The organism is Sporosarcina jiandibaonis (assembly GCF_013184495.1).
Lineage (GTDB): Bacteria > Bacillota > Bacilli > Bacillales_A > Planococcaceae > Sporosarcina > Sporosarcina jiandibaonis.
In genome coordinates, this window is sequence record NZ_JAAOIY010000004.1 from 16,449 (window position 1) to 32,761 (window position 16,313).

Genomic DNA, 16,313 nt, shown 5'->3' on the forward strand with positions numbered 1-16,313 from the left:
TTTTAACTTATCAAAAAAAAGCCACCAATCAGTAGCTGATTGGTGGTTCTTTTGATACGAGATTTCCGTTTTGTTCCATTTGGAAAACAGGCGCGGTACGTTCTTCTTCACTGTCAAGCGTGACTAGCCTGCGAGCGCGGTTCATGATCTGAACAAATGCTTCGTAATCGGAACGAAGTGTTTCATTCTCGTTTTTGAGCTTAGTAATTTCCTTTTCAAGCTGTTTAATAGTGTCGTTTGCTGCTTTTGCCGTTTGTCTCCACCGGAAAGACTCGCTATCTCCCGCACCTGAATGATGCAGGCGGACAAGGTAAGCGATGACCGTATCTAGCGTTAGTGCAGATAGTGGAACCGCCACCCTATTATCCTCGTTGCTTCCTTGTGTAGGTGTGTATAATTGTTGACCGCGTCTCTTGAAATCTTTACCAAGCATGCGAATCGCTTGTTTTCTTTCTTTTTTGGCATCCTCGAGTTCTGCTTCATAATCGCGTCTAACCACTGCGTTCCATCTAAATCCACAAGCAGCTGCCGTACGATTTAAAGCATCACCGACTTCTTCAAAGGCGCTTAATTGCGTACTACCTTCTCGAACGTGTCGAAGTACTGTCTCTGCCAATAAAACATCATTTTCTTCCATCCAAGCATCCTGCCTAACTTTCACCATAGTAGTGCCTCCCTGCCATGTTCATAATCTCTTTCTATCGATAGTGTGTACATCGAATCGCTATTTTATTCACTTGATAAATTCATTGTGTCCAGATTTTTATTATTTCATTCTGATTTCACGCTTTATGAGCCGACTTTTTTTGAGTACAATAGAATTAGGGAGTAACGGAGGTGCGAAATGGACTATAAAAATGAAAAGTTAATTGAAGAAAAAGTGTTTAAAGATCCGGTTCATCGCTATATTCATGTCCGTGACAAAGTGATTTGGGATGTGATCGGGACACGCGAGTTCCAACGTCTCCGCCGGATTAAACAACTCGGGACTACATATCTGGTCTTTCACGGAGCCGAACATAGCCGATTTCATCATTCGCTCGGCGTTTATGAAATCGTTCGGCGGATCGTAGACGATGGTTTCAGCGGCCGGCCAGAATGGGATGATGAAGAACGTCTCGTCACGCTATGTGCGGCGCTTTTGCATGATTTGGGACATGGTCCATATTCACACGCTTTTGAAAATGTTTTCGATCTTGATCATGAAAAATTTACGCAAGCAATTATACTCGGTGAAACTGAAGTGAATGCGGTACTCAAAAAAGTATCGCCAACCTTTCCGCAAAAAATTTCAGATGTCATTGGAAAAACTTATCCTGACAAACTTGTCGTTAGTTTAATTTCGAGTCAAATTGACGCCGACCGAATGGATTATCTACAACGAGATGCTTATTTTACAGGCGTTTCTTACGGCCATTTCGATATGGAACGAATATTACGCGTGATGCGACCGACAGAAGAACAAGCAGTTGTTAAATCCAGTGGAATGCATGCTGTAGAGGATTATATAATGAGCCGCTACCAAATGTATTGGCAGGTCTATTTTCATCCTGTTTCCAGGAGCGCGGAAGTTATTTTAAAGAAAATACTCCATCGAGCTAAATATTTATTTGAAACGGGGTACGAGTTCAAGCAAAAACCGGTCCATTTCCAAACGTTTTTCGATAAAACATTGGTATTGGAAGACTATATCGCTCTTGATGAGGGCGTTATGACGACTTATTTTCAAATGTGGACGAAAGAATCGGACCCGGTCCTCGCCGATTTAAGTAGTCGGTTCCTTAACCGGCGCCTCTTTCAATACGTGGAATTTAACCCGGCGATTGAATATGAAAAGATGCATGAAATCAAAAAACTTTTTATAGAAGCAGGGATCGATCCAGAGTATTACCTTGTGGTCGACTCGTCATCGGATTTGCCATATGACTTTTATAGACCGGGGGAAGAGAATGAGCGGCTTCCGATATTTTTAAAAATGCCAAACGGCGAGCTAAGTGAAATATCGCGTTCTTCCGATATCGTTGAAGCGATTTCAGGAAAACGCAGAACAGATCATAAACTTTATTTCCCAGAGGATTTGCTAGAAGCGGGAAAAGCAGAAAATCCGTTGTATCGTCAAATTTTAAAGATGTTGAAAAACTAGAAAGGGTGGGCAACTTGTTGCAAGAACACGCAAAAATCGTGCAATTCATTTCATTGGCCGGAGAAGTAACAGGACGAAAAAAACTTCAGAAAATGATTTACATCGCAAAAAAGATGAATTTCCCTTTCTCGGAGAAATTCGAACTACATATGTATGGTCCTTATTCGGAGGAATTGACATTACGAGTGGAAGAATTATGCGAGATGGGTTTTCTGGATGAAGAGCGCATCGACAAAGGCGCCTATTTTCAATACCAATACAATGTATCCGGAGAGGGAGAGCGGTTTCTAGAAACGGCCGGCAAAGTGCCAGGCAGCCTTTCGGATTTCATTCAAAAAATGCAAGTGAAGAGTTCGCGTTTTCTAGAGTTGGTCTCAACGCTTTTATACTTCGACCATTTCGAGAAAAAGGAACAAATTGAAAAAGTTCAAGTTGTGAAAAACAAGCTGAAGTTTTCCGAAAAAGAATTCGAAGAGGCATTCGTATTTTTAAAGGACTTGGAGTTTATTTCAAATAAAAAATAAAATGGCATTTGCAAGAATAATAAAAGCTGGCTACCAGTGACGAATCGTCGTGGTGCCAGCTTTTATTTTGGATGAATCATTCATCAACAGGGCGTTTTCCAGCTACGGAATAATCATTTTTTGACATTTCTTCAATGAAAACAACGACATTCTCCGCAGGTGCACCTGTCGTTTCTGAAACAGCTTCTGTCACTCTTTCACAAAGTGCGCGTTTTTGCTCATCAGTACGACCTTCGAACATTTTCACAGTCACATATGGCATTTTCTTTTCCCTCCTCCAAAGTATTCAGTATACTAATGATACTATCAGAGTTGGAGGGGTAAACAAATGGGAAATGAAAAACCAAAGCCGAAAATGGGTTTTACAATCATAAAAGATGATCCGACAGACGGTCATAAAGGATTCGGAATAGGGTCATTGTCATTGGAAAATGTATCGCCAGTCATTATCGACGTTGAAGAAGAAATAGCGACGATTGAAATTGGCGCGATGCATGCGAGAAGCCCTCTCGAACGAGGCATTCGATTTTTACCGACACGCGAAGAGTCCGCGAATGGGAAACCCTATTGGCTGATCTGGGTGACCATTGATTATAAAGAGGATGGCCCATATTATTCAGGAGTGACCGCATGTGAAATGGTGATCGACCGATCCATTCGCCGGGGTTATAAAAATTTCGTAGATCATATGAATCGCATGGATCGCTCGATGAAAGGAAAAATCATGGTCGACAATATGGATGACACGTCGAAACGCGTACTTGCAGACTTTTTAAAAGAACATAACGAAGAAATGTGGAACCGAAGCAATCCGGAATTACATGATGGACTTCGTGTATAATCGTCAAGATTATGAACAAATATCGACGTTTTTCGATAACTTTCGTCAGGATAGTTGAATGTCCGGATAAAAGAAAGTACACTAATTAATAGCTTGCAAATGTAAGCTAGGACTACCGATTAGTTCTTGTGAGCACATTTAGGACATCAAACCAACCCAAGCATGATTTTCTATTTGTGTAAGCGGTTCTAAAAGGTGAAAAAAGCTTCCACTCCCTTGAGATCAGGGAATGGGAGCTTTTTTAATCTTTGCGTTTAGTCGTTTTAACAAGTGTTTTAGTCGTTTCTCGGCCGCATTAGTCGTTTTGAGGGCTAGTTTAGTCGAATCGACATCAACTTTGGTCGTTTTACCCTCATTATTGGTCGTTTTGCAAAAAACGCCGCATCACCGCGTCAATCAAAAAATGAAAAAGGGAATAAATTGAAGCCGCCGTCGTCATTGGAATTATGTTTTTCTTGCAATGATTTATCCGTGCATAATTTTTGGGGCATATCTTTTTCCTTCACATAGACGAGTCGCTGCTTTTCGCACTCCGTTACGGCGAGGCCTCCCGTTTCAACATCGATAATAACGCCGTTCACCCCATCAGGCGGAATGAATGATTCAACGGGCTTGCCACTATGCGCCGCCTCCATAAATTCAATCCATATTTTTTTCGATGCGGCTTTATCCTCTACACTTTCCAGACGCAAGTCAACATCATAACCTGTCCAAATCCCGGCTGTTAAAGAAGGCGAATAGCCGATTAGTTGTTGATCCCAAAGTGTCGTGCCTGATTTCGCTGCATAAGGTCTCGTCATTTTGGGGCGCATCGACAACCCTGTAGAAGGTAAGTGATCATTGAAAACGGGATCGAACATTCCGGTTAACAGATGCGTTAGAACGAATGCATCTTGCTCGGAAAGAACGCGTTTGACTTTTTTGGTCGGTTTTTCGTAAACAACTTTTCCTGTCGCATCTGTTATCGAACGAATCGTAGTCGCTTCAATATCTAATCCGCTTGCCGCGATCCGACTGAATGCATTCGTTATTTCGTATAAAGATACTTCAGTAGTGCCTAAAGCAACCGCGGGCGTCGCTGGCAATTCCACGTCCAAACCAAGCCGATTGGCCATGCTTTGGTAGTTTTTAAATCCAACTTCTTCAAGCGTCTTGACCGCAAACACATTATCGGAAATGGCCAAAGCTTGGGCAAGCGAAATCGGATGTGACGCAAATTTTCCATTCACATTTTTCGGTTCGTAAGTCTTTTCACCATACGTGAAAATAGTTTTTTCCGGGAACAAAAACGTCAGCGGATTAAACCCGTTTTCCAATGCAGCCGCATACAAGATCGGTTTCATAGCGGAACCGGGTTGGCGTTTCGCTTGCGTTGCCCGATTAAAAGGGCTTTCGTTATAGTCCACGCCGCCAACAAGCGAAGTTACGGCGCCGCTTTTTGGTTCAATGGAGATGAAGCCGACTTGAAGTCCGCTTTCAGGCATCCATTTTTCAATAACTTCTTCCGCTGTTTTTTGATGGTGTTGATCGAGCGTCGTCCGAATTGTCCATCCGCCTTCTGCGGGCGAGCGGCCCTTCTCCGAAAGAATGTTTTCAGCTTCTCGCCACACTTCATCCAGAAAATAAGGGGCGACGCGCTTAGAGTCAACCCATTCTTCTGCCTTCAATACAATTGGAACTTCCACGGCGCGTTTTGCCTGGGCTTCCGTGATGAATCCTTGTGCTTTCATCAAAGCTAAAACAAGCTCTTTCCGTTTTTGTGAATTATTCGGATGGTCAACAGGCGAATAAATGGAAGGTCCTTTTGCAATCGCGGTGATGACCGCTGATTCTTCTAACGTCAAATCTTTCGCGGATTTTCCAAAATAATACTTGCTCGCCGCTTCCACGCCGTACATCCCATGTCCGAAATAAACGGTGTTTAAATAACCTTCTAAAATCGTATCTTTTTCATAAAATAACTCCAACCGATATGCATAAAGTGCTTCGTTAATCTTTCTAGTCCATGTTTTTTCATGTGTCAAATAGAGATTTCGGGCATACTGTTGAGTAATCGAACTTGCGCCTTCAGCCTTTCTTCGCGTTTTCACATCTTTCAAAACGGCGCCAGCAATTCGTTTATAATCAAATCCATGATGCTCGTAAAAGTTCCGGTCTTCAGTAGCAATGACCGCATCTAGTAAAAACGGAGAAATTTCATCCAAACCAACCCAATACCGCCGCTCTGCGGTGAACTTGTCGCCGATTTGACGGTCATTATTGTCCAAAAAAACAGATGCTGTCGGAACAATGAGCGATGGAGCTCCGGCTATTTGTGCATATAATCGGAGCGACCCATATAATGTGAGCATAGCGGTAAGCATTGTCAAAGTAAGTAACAAAATCCTGCGCCAAAACATTCGTCTTTTTTTATTTTTTACATAAACCGTACGTCGCATAAAATCCCCCGTTCCGTCCATGTTGTTCTTTGTAGTATGCGACGCAAATCAATAGATTAAACGGAAATTATTGCTTAATTTAACAAAACTAACGACCTTAATTGGAATATTACGCAGGAAAACGCTATAATAAGAGGATATTTTTATGAAGAAGGTGAACGAGGTGGAATCGAAAAAGATAGGTCAACCTGTACGCATTCGGCTTCATTCATCAATCCGGCATCCAGGACAGGAAATCGAAACACATGAATTACAAGCGACGGGTCGATTAATAGAAAAAGCGAACGCATTCTATTTAAAATACGATGAAAATCATAATGGAGACAAAATCCAAACGACATTGAAAATGAGCGACCGGGATGCGCTCATTATGCGAAGCGGTGCAGTTAAAATGCGCCTTCCATTTGACACCGAGCACAACCGAGTCGGTGAATATGGTAACGGACCGGCAACGTTCGAATTACAAGTAAAAACAAATCATCTTGAATTCACGAGAGAAACAACAGATAAAAGCGGTCAGTTCATTGTTCACTATGAATTACATACAGAAGGATCGCTCCTCGGAACTTACAAATTAAACATCACCTATATGGAGGGAACAAAATGAACGCAGTCGAACAAATTCAACAAAAAGTAAAATCAGCAATACATGAAGCAATCCTTCTGGCAAAATTGACAGAAGAGGAAAATATACCAGCAATCATGCTAGAAACGCCGAGAAATAAAGAAAACGGCGACTATGCGACGAATATCGCGATGCAACTCACAAAAATAGCCAAGAAACCACCACGTGCAATCGCGGAAGCCATCGTTGAACATATCGACAAAGAAAGTGGATCTATCGAGTCTATCGATATCGCGGGTCCGGGTTTTATCAACATCACATTGAAAAAAGATTATTTACAAGAAGTTGTGAAAACAGTTCTTGATCAAGGCGCGGAATACGGCCGCAGCAATGCAGGCAACGGTGAAAAGATCCAAGTGGAATTCGTTTCTGCGAATCCAACCGGGGATCTTCATTTGGGGCATGCGCGCGGAGCATCAGTCGGGGATTCCCTTAGCAACGTGCTAGACTTTGCGGGCTATGATGTTCACAGAGAGTATTATATTAACGATGCAGGCAGTCAAATCGACAATCTCGCGCTATCCGTTGAAGCACGATACTTCCAAGCCCTCGGTGAAAATAAGGAAATCCCTGAAGACGGCTACCATGGTCAAGACATTATCGATATTGCCGGGAAGCTCGTTGAAGAATTCGGCGATAAATATAAAAACATGCCAGAAAAAGAACGCTATGAATTTTTCCGTGACTACGGATTGAAATATGAACTTGAAAAATTAAAAACAGACTTGGAAAACTTCCGCGTGCCATTCGATAATTGGTTTTCAGAATCTACATTATACGGTAGCGGAAAAATCGAAAATGCGATGAACAAACTTCGTGAGAACGGTCATATTTTCGAAGAAGACGGCGCAACTTGGTTCCGTTCAACGACATTTGGCGATGACAAAGACCGTGTTTTGATTAAAAAAGACGGATCCTTCACATACATCACGCCGGATATCGCGTACCATGAAGACAAAATCCAACGCGGCTTCGACAAGCTCATTAACATTTGGGGAGCTGACCACCACGGCTATATTCCGCGAATGATGGCAGCGATCGAAGCGTTAGGATACGAAAAAGATAAGTTAGAAGTAATCGTCGCACAGATGGTGCATCTGTACAAAGACGGCGAGCGCATGATGATGAGTAAACGTACTGGAAAAGCAGTTACCTTACGTGAGCTTGTCGAAGATGTCGGCCTCGATGCCGTTCGCTATTTCTTCGTGATGCGGTCCGGAGATACGCAAATGGACTTCGACCTCGACCTCGCAGTTTCCGAGTCCAATGAAAACCCGGTGTACTATGCACAATACGCACACGCGCGAATCTCTTCGATTCTTCGACAATCAAAAGAACTAGATTTGCATCCATCAGCAGAGAACGCTGCATTATTAACTGCAGAACGTGAAATTGATTTGTTGAAGAAAATTGGCGATTTCCCGCAAGTAGTAGCGGACGCAGCTAGAATGCGCGCACCGCATCGCGTAGCAACTTATATTCAAGAACTAGCGGCAACATTCCATTCATTTTACAATGCCGAAAAAGTCTTGGACCCTGAAAACCGCGAACTATCCGAAGCGCGTCTCGCATTAATCACAGCAACACGCACAACCATCGCAAACGCCCTAAAACTAATCGGCGTATCAGCACCAGAAAAAATGTAATCACTTATACCACCACACCCGAGAATTTGTTGATGACAGTTTCTGGGTGTGGTGGTTTTTTGTAATTTAATTTAATCGGTGATATGAAAATTGGGATTACTATGATATTTTTGTAGTGAGTGTTAACGAACGTGGCACGCACTAAATAATATTTTATATTTAGTGAAGATAGTTGATTGGAGTGGAACGCGTCCGCCCGGAACGGAAATCAACGGTCTATATAAAAAACATATACTTGAATAATGAATTGTTTAATTACACAGTAAAGGTCGGATCGATTCGTTGACCTTACAATGAGGGGGGATGTTTATGCGGAAACTAATATCAATCCTATTGATTACAGTCGGTGCTGGCCTATGCCTTTTAGCAGCCTGGCAATTTAGCGTTTCCTATTTTCAACAAGACAAAATGTTGGAAGAAGCAAAAGCATTTGTCTCTGATGAAATTATCTCACGCGACGATCTAACAGCTGGAAATGCTGAACTCCTTGATTATAGCGACCTGAAAAAAGGCGATTCAATCGGTATTTTGTACATCCCGCGTTTAGACCGTGAAATCCCTATTATAGAAGGAACGCATGAAGACGAATTAGCCAAAGGTGTCGGACATTTCAGCGGCACCGCATTACCCGGTCAAAATGATCAAATCCTATTATCGGGCCATCGCGATACCGTGTTTCGCCAGTTCGGCGAACTTGAAAACGGCGATGAAATACACGTCAAAATGAAAAATGGAACATTTGTCTATACAATTTACGACACAGACATCGTCGACGCCGATGATCGAACCGTGATTCGTTCAACAGCACCCGATGAAATATTAACGTTATCCACATGCTATCCATTTTCCTATATTGGAAGCGCGCCGGATCGGTATATCATCTATGCGAAATGAGTTTAAATGTCCTCGACACAATAGTAATTTGTAGTATACTAATAATCGACCATACAAAAACATATCCAAGCATAAAGGTGCCTCGCTGTAACGAACGAGGTTAAAAGGGAAGTCGGTTTAATTCCGACGCGGTCCCGCCACTGTAAGTGTGAGCAATTCGCAAAACGTCACTGGAAATCTCCGGGAAGACGCGAAACGCTATGAGCACGAGCCAGGAGACCTGCCTTTATGAATCTGCCAAAACCTACGAGGAATAGGATTGGTGAAAATCTGCCCATTTTGGTGCTAGATTTTTACTGACATTATTCCTCCGTGCGATACGGGGGATTTTTATTTGGGAAAAATGGAGGAAAACAGAATGAAGAACTTATGGAAGTTAATGCTTACGTCGGTATTGGCAGTATTTTTGCTAGCTGCATGCGGAGGAAATGCGGCAGACGATAAACCGAAACAAAACGAAACAAATACAGAAAATGCAACCGGGGAAAAAGCAGAATTCCCGGTGACATTGACGGACGCGGTGGGCAAAGAAGTTACGATTGAGGCGGCTCCAACAAAAATCGTCTCAATGATTCCGAGCAACACAGAGATTTTATTTAGCCTTGATTTAGCGGATGAAATCGTCGGTGTCAGCGATTATGATGATTATCCAGCAGAAGCTGCTGAAAAAGAAAAAATCGGCGCAATGGAATTTAATGTTGAAGCGATCATTGCTTTGAATCCTGATATCGTTTTTGGACATGAATCAGCATTCGGAATGTCTGAAGAAGGATACCAACAAATTCGCGACGCGGGAATTCCTGTATTTGTCGTGAAAAATGCACTGAACTTTGAAGAAACCTATGAAACGATTGAAACAATTGGTAAAGCAACAGGCAAAACAAATGAAGCAACTGAAATCATCGATACTATGAAAGCAAAAGTCGATGAAGTTGTCGCGAAAGTAAAAGACGTAGATGCGAAAAAGACCGTATTTGTCGAAACTTCACCGGCCCCTGAAATTTACACGCCAGGTGCCAAAACATTCACACAAGAATTGCTCGAATTAGTTGGTGCAGAAAATGTTGCAGCAGACCAAGAAGGCTGGGTTCAAATGGATCCAGAAGAAATCGTTAAAAGAAACCCGGATGTCATCGTCGTCATGTACGATTACATAGACACAGCTGTTGAAGATGTTTACGCACGTGACGGCTTCGACACAATTACAGCGATCAAAGAAAAAGCAGTCGTTCAAGTTGATGAAAATATCACTAGCCGTACAGGTCCGCGACTTGCTGAAGGACTCGAAGCATTTGCAAAGGCAATATATCCAGAGGTTTTCGGTGAATAAATCAAGCATCGCCTACATCGTATCCATCGCCACACTCGTTGTGGCGATTTGGCTCGGTGTATCAATCGGTACGGTGGACATTCCATTAAGCACTTTTTGGAATAAAGGAGCGGACGAAATCGCGACAAATATCCTGTGGAAAATCCGCATGCCGAGGGTTCTATTAGCAGGACTTGTCGGCGCATCATTGGCAATTGCCGGCGCGGCGTTCCAAGGACTCCTGAAAAACCCGCTTGCAGATCCCTACACACTCGGAGTGTCATCCGGCGCCTCGGTTGGTGCTGTGATGACACTCTTTTTCGGCTTATCGCTTCCGATTCTAGGCGCATACACGTTGCCTGTTTTCAGCATGATTGGCGCGGCGCTGACAATGTTTCTTGTTTTAGGCTTCGCAAGACTCGTCGACAGAGCCATGAAAATGGAAACCATTATATTAACAGGGATTATTTTCGGTTCATTTTTAGGTTCCGTTTTATCACTAATGATTGCACTCACAGGCGAGGAATTACGGCAAATTATCGGATGGCTTCTCGGCAGCGTATCGATGCGGGGTTGGAATTATATCACGATGATTCTTCCCTTCGTAATAATCGGTTCGGCCATGCTCTGGTTCAACCGACGCGAATTAAATGCGATGCTATTCGGGGAAGAACGTGCGCATCACCTCGGCGTTAACGTGAAACGCCGGAAATTTATGATCTTAATCGGCGGCTCGATACTAACCGGATCAGCCGTAGCCGTATCGGGAACAATCGGCTTTATCGGTCTCGTCGTGCCGCATATGACGCGGCTTATGTGGGGAACCGACCATCGTCATTTATTAACATTATCTTTTATGAACGGCGCATCTTTACTGATTATATGCGACCTCGTCGCACGAACGATTATTTCGCCAACGGAACTTCCAGTCGGCGTCATCACTGCATTTATCGGGGCACCAGTTTTTGCATTCATCTTTTACCGTCAAAGAAGGAGAGGGGCGATGTAATATGTTACAAGTTGAAAACCTATCAGGCGGTTACGGCGATGAATTAGTCGTTAAATCCGTCTCCTTCGACGTGAAAAAGGGAGAAGTGCTCGGCATTTTAGGCCCGAATGGCAGCGGGAAGTCCACATTATTAAAAATAATTTCTGGCATTTTATCCGCACAAAGCGGTTCGGTAACGATTGACGGGAAGAAAGCATCCGATTATACCCAAAAAGAATTTGCTCGAAAAGTAGCGGTATTGCCCCAATTGCATGCCCATGCATTTTCCCATTCCGTGCGAGAAACGGTGGAACTCGGCAGATATCCGCACCAAACAGGAATCTTTTCCTCTTGGTCAAATAAAGATGAACTTGCCGTCACAGAAGCGATGAAAAGCACGGCAGTCTCGCGTTATGAAAAACAGTCCATTGAATTATTGTCTGGAGGGGAACAACAGCGAGTTTTCGTTGCCCAAGCACTCGCCCAAGTCGCCCCGATTTTATTATTAGATGAACCGACAAATCACTTGGATATCGCACATCAACAACAACTTCTGGACACAATTCGGAAAGAAGCGGTCGAAAAAGGACTCACGGTTATCTCGGTATTCCATGACATTAACTTAGCTGCATTATATTGCGATCGACTATTACTTATGGACAACGGCAAGATTTCAAAAATCGGTCGGCCGCAGGAAGTTGTCAAAGAACAAGCAATAGAAAACGTTTATCATGCGCGCATAAAAACACAGCCGCATCCGGAACTGCCGAAGCCGCAAATTACATTACTTCCGGATGTGAACGGTGAAAAAATTGCAACGAAGGTGACCAGGGCGAATTTTTTCAGCTCAGAAGAATTTGTCGTTTTCCGTGCGAGTCAACCGCTAAAAACAGTATCATCAGCGGTCCATAATGCGGGATTGGGTTGGTATCGGACATTCGTGAATCGCCATGTGGACAGCGCTTATAACTACGATGATGTAAAAAGCGAAATGGCAGATTATCTGGAAACAAAAGGTTTTCCATTAACCGAAACCGTTGCAATGATGACAGCAGTTACGACAGAACACGTCGAAATTGGCGAATATGAAGGTGGTTTCGGAAAGGTTTTCATTGCAGTGACTGCTGGAATCGGCAATGCAGTCGATGTTTCGCAAGCACTCTCACGCGATGAAACGCCAAAAGTAGGCACGATCAATACGTGGGTCATCATTAACGGAGAATTACCGGATGAAGCATTTATTCAAGCGATGATAACAGCAACCGAAGCGAAGTCAAAAGCGCTTCAAGTAGAAAAAATAAAAGATCCATTAACGGATACGATCGCAACGGGAACGTCTACAGACAGTATCCTTATCGCAGCTACCCAACAAGGAAAATTGCTTCCATACGCCGGTCCAATCACTGAACTCGGCAAACTCATCGCACAGGGGGTCTTCGATTGCACAGTGAAAGCGATTCAAGCGTATAAGAAAGCGAAAGGATGGTCGACTTGATCCCAGCGCATTTCATAGCCATTTCGATAGGTTTTTTACTGGATCGGATTATAGGCGATCCACCCAACTGGCCGCATCCCGTCCGGTGGATTGGCGCGTTAATCACTAAACTGACCTCTCGTTTCAATAAAGGAAAAAACCGCACGCTAAAAGGCGCAATCACGCTCATTATTACTGTGTTGATTGTTTTTGCCATCGTATTCCTCATGGTAGAATTTGCATATTCTCTCCATATACTGATTGGCATTGCGATAGAGAGCGTTCTGATCGCCATCGGCCTCGCACAAAGAAGTTTAAGAGATGCAGCATTGGAAGTTTACAAACCGCTTGCCGCAGGTGAAATAACTGAAGCGCGCATGAAACTATCATGGATTGTCGGTCGTGATACCGATAAGCTTGAGGAAAGTGAAATTTCAAGAGCCACGATTGAAACGGTATCGGAAAACATTGCGGATGGGGTCACATCGCCGCTTTTTTGGGCGTTTTTATTCGGAGCGCCTGGATTATGGTTGTATAAAGCAGTCAATACGTTAGATTCAATAATTGGTTATAAAGATGAACGCTACGAGAAATTCGGAAAGTTTTCAGCACGCGCTGATGATCTATTGAACTTCATTCCAGCACGCATGACCGGATTACTCTTGATTCTTTATGCGCCAAATAGAAGTCATCTTCCATTTCTTGAACGATTTTCGGGATGGTTGAAAGATGCTCGTCGACATCCAAGTCCAAATAGCGGTTACTTGGAAGCGGCAACTGCTTGGCAACTTGGCGTTTCGCTGGGAGGAAGAGCAACTTATCGGGGGAGGAAATCAGAGCGACCAAAACTCGGACCCGCTCTAGTTCCATTGGATGCGACGCATATAAAAGCTTCTATTTTTGAACTGCATGTCATTTCGTTCTTTTTTTGGTTTATAGGTACTGTCTTAGGAGTGTTGTTATATGCAATTACCTGAACATGGCGCAAACCCATTTAAACTATACAAAAAACTTGGCGTAATTCCGCCAAACCGTGTTTTAGACTTTAGCGAGAATGTTAATCCAGCAGGCCCGCCGAGGAGCGTTCAAAAAATATGGGCCGATTTATTCAATAAAATAAATCAGTATCCAGATCCTGACGGGGAGCCGTTTTTAACAGCTGCAGTAAACTTCCATAAGATTGACAGGGAATCTTTAATCATTGGAAATGGGGCAGCGGAACTTTTATCGCTGATGGCTGAAAGATACAGAGGGAAAAAAGCGATAGTTGTGCATCCGACCTTTTCAGAATATGAAACAACTTTGAAAGCAAAAAACGTTGAAATCGTACGTGTTTTATCCGCCGCAGAAAATGGATTCAAATTACCGATGAATGAAATTCAGAAAGCAATGGAAAATGCCCAAGTTCTATATTTGTGTACACCAAACAATCCAACGGGTATCTTACCAGAACGTAAAGAACTGATTAAACTCGTTCGTTATGGTGCGAAAGTGAACTGCGAAATTGTTTTTGACGAAGCATTTATTGATTTTATCGATGAGTCACTGTCATTCATATCTGAAATAAAGGAATTTCCGCATGTAATCGTCGTCCGTTCGATGACGAAAATGTATGCCATTCCCGGAATTCGTCTCGGATATGTCGTTGCAAGTCCAACCGTTATCTCGGAAATTAAAGCGCATGCCCCGCATTGGAATGTGAACGGCATTGCGGCGCAAGTCGGCGCGTTATGTTTGGATGTAGCTGAGTACCGAGAAAAGTCGATTCTACAGAGCAATGAACAACGAAGAAATTTGAAAGCGTTTCTCGAGACGAATGACTGTACGGTGACTGATTCTGTCGTGAACTATCTTTCATTCAAACCAGGCGGGGATCGTACTTCACGTCAACTCCATGCAGACTTATTGCAACGCGGGATTGTCCTTCGACATTCCGAGAACTTTTACGGGATGGACGGTGAATGGTTACGGGTCGGCATGAAAAATGCCGAGGAGATGGCTGTTTTACAAGAGGAGTTGGCTAAATGGTTCGCGGAAAACTGACATTCATAAGCGGTGGCGTTCGAAGCGGGAAAAGTGCTTTTGCCGAAAGGCAGCTCGTTGAAATAGCCGAAGATTGCGGCGGACGGCTCGTCTATATTGCATCCGGAACAAGGGTGGACGCTGAAATGAAAAAGCGCATCGAAACCCATCGACGAGACCGCGCTGAAAACAACTGGCTGACGATTGAAAAACCGGTGAACTTGGAAGAGGTCGTGCCATTCATACGGGAAAATGATTTCGTCCTATGGGATTGTTTAACGACTTGGCTCGCGAATGAATTATACACAGGTTGGGAAACGGGAACAGCTTGTATCGCACTACCTAATTGTATGGAGCGAAAAGAAACTCATCTTTATAATACAATTGAAGCGATTTTGGCAAAAGCCCCGCAGCTCGTTATCGTGTCAAATGAAGTACTAGATGATTTGCCGCCACAAGATGCCGAAACAAAAACGTATCGCAGGTGGCTCGGTATGATTCACCAAAAGCTCGTTGCACGGGCCAATACTGCGATTGAGATGGAATATGGCATGCCAATGTTTTGGAAAAAGGGGGACGATAGATGAACGGGGTAATCGTCTTAGGAACCGCCTCAGATTCTGGGAAATCGATGATCTGCGCAGCACTATGCCGCATATTGGCCAATGAGGGAGTGTGTGTGACGCCGTTCAAATCGCAAAATATGTCTCCTTTTACAGCACGGGCTGAAAACGGCGAAGTGTTAAGCCGTGCGCAGTTCATACAAGCGGCAGCAGCCAGAACGACTCCATCAACTTATATGAATCCAATTATGCTAAAACCGTTAGCAAATATGAAATCAGAAGTGTTCATTTTGGGCAAGAAATTCGGTTCTATCGTTGGGATGACGTACCGAGAACAATTTTTTCACCGTGCAATTGAGGCGATTCGTTTATCGCTAGCAAAATTGTCGCAAACGTATGAGACGGTCATAATTGAAGGAGCGGGAAGTCCTGCGGAAGTAAATCTGAATGACCGAGAAGTTGTCAATATGCGTGTGGCGGAAATTGCAGATGTCCCTGCAGTGTTAGTCGCAGACATTGACCGAGGCGGTGCCATTGCATCCGTTGTTGGAACCCTTGAGCTTCTTGAACCGAAGCATCGCTCTCGCGTAAAAGCGATTATCATTAATAAATTTCATGGGGACATCTCTTTATTTCAAGAAGGTGTCGAATTCATTGAATCATACACTGGCATTCCTGTTATTGGAGTTATTCCGTACAAAGCGGATCACGGCATTGAAGAGGAAGATGTAGATCGTCCAGTGGCGAATGCTCCTGTGGATATTGATATATACGATGCATGGGCGGCCCATGTGAAAGCGCATCTTGACTGGCCATTGATGAAGGAAATTCTATCGTAAGGGGGAA

The 16,313-nt window shown here is 43.5% G+C and carries 16 protein-coding genes and 1 riboswitch; of the genes, 13 read left to right on the plus strand and 3 right to left on the minus strand.

Annotated features, from left to right (window positions below; all coding sequences use genetic code 11):
- Positions 1 to 28: 28 nt before the first annotated feature.
- Positions 29 to 664 carry an RsfA family transcriptional regulator gene (locus tag G8782_RS11420; RefSeq protein WP_172371275.1) on the minus strand — a complete coding sequence of 212 codons (636 nt, stop codon included), beginning with the start codon at positions 662 to 664 and terminating at the stop codon, positions 29 to 31.
- A 180-nt stretch (positions 665 to 844) separates the two neighbouring features.
- Here G8782_RS11420 and G8782_RS11425 point away from each other — a divergent pair, with 180 nt between their 5' ends.
- Both G8782_RS11425 and G8782_RS11430 read left to right on the plus strand, forming a co-directional pair.
- A complete protein-coding gene (locus G8782_RS11425) occupies positions 845 to 2,143 on the plus strand; it encodes an HD domain-containing protein (RefSeq protein ID WP_172371276.1) in 1,299 nt (432 codons plus the stop codon).
- Between the two features lie 14 nt (positions 2,144 to 2,157).
- The gene (locus G8782_RS11430) at positions 2,158 to 2,667 is read left to right on the plus strand and encodes a YwgA family protein (RefSeq protein WP_172371277.1); all 510 of its coding nucleotides are present in this window, start codon (positions 2,158 to 2,160) and stop codon (positions 2,665 to 2,667) included.
- Positions 2,668 to 2,743: 76 nt separating this feature from the next.
- Here the strand turns inward: G8782_RS11430 and G8782_RS11435 are convergent, their stop codons facing one another.
- Positions 2,744 to 2,929, minus strand: a complete 186-nt coding sequence (locus G8782_RS11435) for a 2-hydroxymuconate tautomerase (RefSeq protein WP_172371278.1) — start codon at positions 2,927 to 2,929, stop codon at positions 2,744 to 2,746.
- Between the two features lie 66 nt (positions 2,930 to 2,995).
- Between G8782_RS11435 and G8782_RS11440 the strand changes: the two genes are divergently transcribed.
- Positions 2,996 to 3,508 carry a YwhD family protein gene (locus tag G8782_RS11440; protein WP_172371280.1) on the plus strand — a complete coding sequence of 171 codons (513 nt, stop codon included), beginning with the start codon at positions 2,996 to 2,998 and terminating at the stop codon, positions 3,506 to 3,508.
- A gap of 392 nt (positions 3,509 to 3,900) precedes the next feature.
- Here the strand turns inward: G8782_RS11440 and G8782_RS11445 are convergent, their stop codons facing one another.
- Positions 3,901 to 5,946, minus strand: coding sequence for a transglycosylase domain-containing protein (locus tag G8782_RS11445; protein ID WP_172371282.1), 2,046 nt, complete (start codon positions 5,944 to 5,946; stop codon positions 3,901 to 3,903).
- 145 nt (positions 5,947 to 6,091) lie between these two features.
- On the opposite strand from G8782_RS11445, the gene G8782_RS11450 reads away from it, so the two are divergent.
- The 10 genes from G8782_RS11450 to G8782_RS11495 all read left to right on the plus strand — a co-directional run bounded on the left by G8782_RS11450 (position 6,092) and on the right by G8782_RS11495 (position 16,306).
- Positions 6,092 to 6,553 carry a YwiB family protein gene (locus G8782_RS11450; protein WP_172371284.1) on the plus strand — a complete coding sequence of 154 codons (462 nt, stop codon included), beginning with the start codon at positions 6,092 to 6,094 and terminating at the stop codon, positions 6,551 to 6,553.
- Positions 6,550 to 8,217, plus strand: a complete 1,668-nt coding sequence (argS, locus tag G8782_RS11455; RefSeq protein WP_172371286.1) for an arginine--tRNA ligase — start codon at positions 6,550 to 6,552, stop codon at positions 8,215 to 8,217. The genes G8782_RS11450 and argS overlap by 4 nt, the downstream gene beginning before the upstream one ends.
- 309 nt (positions 8,218 to 8,526) lie before the next feature.
- Positions 8,527 to 9,111 (plus strand): class D sortase, encoded by a 585-nt coding sequence (locus G8782_RS11460; RefSeq protein WP_172371288.1) that lies wholly within the window; start codon positions 8,527 to 8,529, stop codon positions 9,109 to 9,111.
- Positions 9,112 to 9,169: 58 nt separating this feature from the next.
- Positions 9,170 to 9,353, plus strand: a riboswitch (cobalamin riboswitch).
- A gap of 116 nt (positions 9,354 to 9,469) precedes the next feature.
- On the plus strand, positions 9,470 to 10,441 hold the full coding sequence (locus G8782_RS11465) for an ABC transporter substrate-binding protein (protein WP_172371290.1): 972 nt from the start codon (positions 9,470 to 9,472) through the stop codon (positions 10,439 to 10,441).
- Positions 10,434 to 11,429: an iron chelate uptake ABC transporter family permease subunit gene (locus G8782_RS11470; protein WP_172371292.1), complete on the plus strand. Its 996-nt coding sequence runs from the start codon at positions 10,434 to 10,436 to the stop codon at positions 11,427 to 11,429. Before G8782_RS11465 ends, G8782_RS11470 begins: the two co-directional genes overlap by 8 nt.
- Position 11,430: 1 nt before the next feature.
- Positions 11,431 to 12,903, plus strand: a complete 1,473-nt coding sequence (locus G8782_RS11475) for a heme ABC transporter ATP-binding protein (protein WP_172371294.1) — start codon at positions 11,431 to 11,433, stop codon at positions 12,901 to 12,903.
- Complete coding sequence (gene cbiB, locus G8782_RS11480; RefSeq protein ID WP_216667859.1) at positions 12,891 to 13,859, plus strand: adenosylcobinamide-phosphate synthase CbiB; 969 nt, start codon at positions 12,891 to 12,893, stop codon at positions 13,857 to 13,859. Before G8782_RS11475 ends, cbiB begins: the two co-directional genes overlap by 13 nt.
- Entirely contained in the window at positions 13,846 to 14,925 is a 1,080-nt protein-coding gene (gene cobD / locus G8782_RS11485; protein WP_172371296.1) for a threonine-phosphate decarboxylase CobD, read from the plus strand. Before cbiB ends, cobD begins: the two co-directional genes overlap by 14 nt.
- Entirely contained in the window at positions 14,907 to 15,491 is a 585-nt protein-coding gene (locus tag G8782_RS11490) for a bifunctional adenosylcobinamide kinase/adenosylcobinamide-phosphate guanylyltransferase (protein ID WP_172371298.1), read from the plus strand. Before cobD ends, G8782_RS11490 begins: the two co-directional genes overlap by 19 nt.
- Positions 15,488 to 16,306 (plus strand): cobyric acid synthase, encoded by an 819-nt coding sequence (locus tag G8782_RS11495; protein WP_172371300.1) that lies wholly within the window; start codon positions 15,488 to 15,490, stop codon positions 16,304 to 16,306. Before G8782_RS11490 ends, G8782_RS11495 begins: the two co-directional genes overlap by 4 nt.
- Positions 16,307 to 16,313 lie beyond the last annotated feature (7 nt).

Coding starts and splice junctions, on each gene's coding strand:
- G8782_RS11420 (WP_172371275.1), bottom strand. CDS start 664: ATGGTGAAAGTTAGGCAGGATGCTTGGATGGAAGAAAATGATGTTTTA.
- G8782_RS11425 (WP_172371276.1), top strand. CDS start 845: ATGGACTATAAAAATGAAAAGTTAATTGAAGAAAAAGTGTTTAAAGAT.
- G8782_RS11435 (WP_172371278.1), bottom strand. CDS start 2,929: ATGCCATATGTGACTGTGAAAATGTTCGAAGGTCGTACTGATGAGCAA.
- G8782_RS11440 (WP_172371280.1), top strand. CDS start 2,996: ATGGGAAATGAAAAACCAAAGCCGAAAATGGGTTTTACAATCATAAAA.
- G8782_RS11445 (WP_172371282.1), bottom strand. CDS start 5,946: ATGCGACGTACGGTTTATGTAAAAAATAAAAAAAGACGAATGTTTTGG.
- G8782_RS11450 (WP_172371284.1), top strand. CDS start 6,092: ATGAAGAAGGTGAACGAGGTGGAATCGAAAAAGATAGGTCAACCTGTA.
- argS (WP_172371286.1), top strand. CDS start 6,550: ATGAACGCAGTCGAACAAATTCAACAAAAAGTAAAATCAGCAATACAT.
- G8782_RS11460 (WP_172371288.1), top strand. CDS start 8,527: ATGCGGAAACTAATATCAATCCTATTGATTACAGTCGGTGCTGGCCTA.
- G8782_RS11465 (WP_172371290.1), top strand. CDS start 9,470: ATGAAGAACTTATGGAAGTTAATGCTTACGTCGGTATTGGCAGTATTT.
- G8782_RS11475 (WP_172371294.1), top strand. CDS start 11,431: ATGTTACAAGTTGAAAACCTATCAGGCGGTTACGGCGATGAATTAGTC.
- cbiB (WP_216667859.1), top strand. CDS start 12,891: ATGGTCGACTTGATCCCAGCGCATTTCATAGCCATTTCGATAGGTTTT.
- cobD (WP_172371296.1), top strand. CDS start 13,846: ATGCAATTACCTGAACATGGCGCAAACCCATTTAAACTATACAAAAAA.
- G8782_RS11490 (WP_172371298.1), top strand. CDS start 14,907: ATGGTTCGCGGAAAACTGACATTCATAAGCGGTGGCGTTCGAAGCGGG.
- G8782_RS11495 (WP_172371300.1), top strand. CDS start 15,488: ATGAACGGGGTAATCGTCTTAGGAACCGCCTCAGATTCTGGGAAATCG.